This window comes from Streptomyces sp. (assembly GCF_019510245.1).
Classification (GTDB): Bacteria; Actinomycetota; Actinomycetes; order Streptomycetales; family Streptomycetaceae; genus Streptomyces.
On the sequence record NZ_JAEKKT010000391.1, the window covers coordinates 4,249 to 6,801 of the forward strand.

General features: G+C 68.4%; 2 protein-coding genes and 1 pseudogene (1 of these 3 only partly in view). All 3 read left to right on the forward strand.

The window, feature by feature from the left end:
- Window positions 1-400, forward strand: a pseudogene (locus JF597_RS52645) (ABC transporter permease); it begins 573 nt to the left of the window's first position.
- Window positions 401-415: 15 nt separating this feature from the next.
- Window positions 416-1,477 (forward strand): ABC transporter ATP-binding protein, encoded by a 1,062-nt coding sequence (locus tag JF597_RS52650; protein ID WP_294014028.1) that lies wholly within the window; start codon window positions 416-418, stop codon window positions 1,475-1,477.
- A gap of 13 nt (window positions 1,478-1,490) precedes the next feature.
- Window positions 1,491-2,553 (forward strand): oligopeptide/dipeptide ABC transporter ATP-binding protein (locus tag JF597_RS52655; protein ID WP_294014030.1); only part of this gene is annotated, 1,063 nt, incomplete at its 3' end.

Consider the following 2,553-nt stretch of genomic DNA (forward strand, 5'->3'; position numbering starts at 1 on the left):
GCTGCCCACGCTGGTGATGGCCACCATCTTCACCGCGCAGTACACCCGTATGGCCCGCTCCTCGATGATCGAGCAGCTCGCGGAGGAGCACGTCCGTACCGCCCGCGCCAAGGGCATGTCGAACAAGTACGTCTTCTTCCGCTACGCCTGGCGCGGTTCGATGATCCCGATCGTCACCGTCCTCGGCATCGACATCAGCTCGATGCTCGGCGGCGCGGTGGTCACCGAGCTGACCTTCTCGCTCCAGGGGATCGGCCGTCTCGCCGTGGACGGCGCGGTCCACAAGGACCTGCCGCTCACCATGGGCGTCATGATGTTCGGTGCCTTCTTCATCCTGATCGTCAACATCCTCACCGACATCGCGTACGCCTACATCGACCCGCGCGTCCGGCTCTCCTAGGAAGAACGAACCACCGTGACCACACTGACCAAGACCGAGGACGCGCCGGCCCCGACCGGTCCGGAGAGCTTCCTCTCGGTGCGTGATCTGAAGGTGCAGTTCTCCACCGAGGACGGCATCGTCAAGGCGGTCGACGGCCTCTCCTTCGACGTCGAGCGCGGCAAGACCCTGGGCATCGTCGGCGAGTCCGGCTCCGGAAAGTCCGTCACCAACCTGACGATCCTGGGCCTGCACAACCCGCGTTCCAGCTCCGTCGACGGCGAGATCGTCCTCGACGGCAAGGAACTCGTCACCGCCGGCGAGCGGGAGCTGGAGCAGCTCCGCGGCAACAAGATGGCGATGATCTTCCAGGACCCGCTGACCGCCCTGTCGCCGTTCTACACGGTGGGCCGGCAGCTGGCCGAGCCGTTCATGAAGCACCGGGGCGCCTCCAAGAAGGAGGCCAGGGACCGTGCCGTCCAGATGCTGGAGAAGGTCGGCATCCCGCAGCCCAAGCAGCGCTACGACGACTACCCGCACCAGTTCTCCGGCGGTATGCGCCAGCGCGCGATGATCGCCATGGCGCTGATGTGCGACCCCGACCTGCTGATCGCCGACGAGCCGACCACCGCGCTGGACGTCACCGTGCAGGCCCAGATCCTGGACCTGCTCAAGGACCTCCAGCAGGAGTTCGGCTCCGCGATCATCTTCATCACGCACGACCTCGGCGTCATCTCGAACATGGCCGACGACCTGCTGGTGATGTACGCGGGCCGGGCCGTGGAGCGCGGCTCCGTCCGGGAGGTCCTGGGCGCGCCCAAGCACCCCTACACCTGGGGCCTGCTGAGCTCGATGCCCCGCCTGGACGGCGACATCAACGCGGCGCTCGAGCCGATCCCCGGCTCGCCGCCCTCGCTGCTCAACCCGCCCTCCGGCTGCCCGTTCCACCCGCGGTGCGCTTTCAAGGACGAGGTGCCGGGCACGCTGTGCACCGACTCCCGCCCGCCGCTGGGCGAGGGGCGCGCCTCCGCGTGCCACCTGACGGCCGAGCAGAAGCAGACCATCTTCATCGACAAGATCCAGCCCCGGCTGCGCTAGGGAGATCCGAGACATGAGCGACAACCTCACCCTCCCCGCCCAGCAGGGTTCCACCGGTACCTCGACCGAGGAACTCCTCAAGGTCGAGGGCCTGACCAAGCACTTCCCGATCTACGGCGGCTTCCCGATCAAACGCAAGGTCGGCGCCGTTCAGGCCGTCGACGGGGTCGACCTGACGGTCGGCGTCGGCGAGAGCGTCGGCCTGGTCGGCGAGTCCGGCTGCGGCAAGTCGACGACGGGCCGGCTGATCACGCGGCTCCTGGAGCCGACGGCGGGCAAGATCACGTACTCCGGTCAGGACATCACGCACGCCTCGCGCCGTCAGCTGGCGCCGGTGCGGTCCGAGATCCAGATGATCTTCCAGGACCCGTACTCCTCGCTGAACCCGCGGCAGACCGTCGGCTCGATCATCAAGTCGCCGATGGAGGTCAACGGGATCGAGCCGGAGGGCGGCCAGGAGACGAGGGTCCGCGAGCTCCTGGAGCTGGTCGGCCTCAACCCCGAGCACTACAACCGCTTCCCGCACGAGTTCTCCGGCGGTCAGCGCCAGCGCATCGGCGTGGCCCGCGCGCTGGCCCTCCAGCCCAAGCTGATCGTGGCGGACGAGCCGGTCTCCGCGCTGGACGTGTCGATCCAGGCGCAGGTCGTCAACCTGCTCAAGAAGGTCCAGGACGAGCTGGGCATCGCCTTCCTGTTCATCGCCCACGACCTGGCCGTCGTACGGCACTTCTCGCAGCGCGTCGCGGTCATGTACCTCGGCAAGATCGTCGAGGTCGGCGACCGGGAGTCGATCTACAACCGGCCCCGGCACCCGTACACGCACGCCCTGCTCTCCGCGGTGCCGGAGGTCGACATCGACGGCACGGGTGCGAGCCGTGAGCGGATCCGCCTGTCCGGCGACGTCCCCTCGCCGATCCTGCCGCCGTCCGGCTGCCGCTTCCGCACCCGGTGCTGGAAGGCGCAGGACAAGTGCGCCACGGACGAGCCCCCGCTGGTCCAGATCTCCGGCAACCTGGCCGGCCACCTCACGGCCTGCCACTTCCCGGAGGACCCGACCATCGAGGCCCGCGACGAGG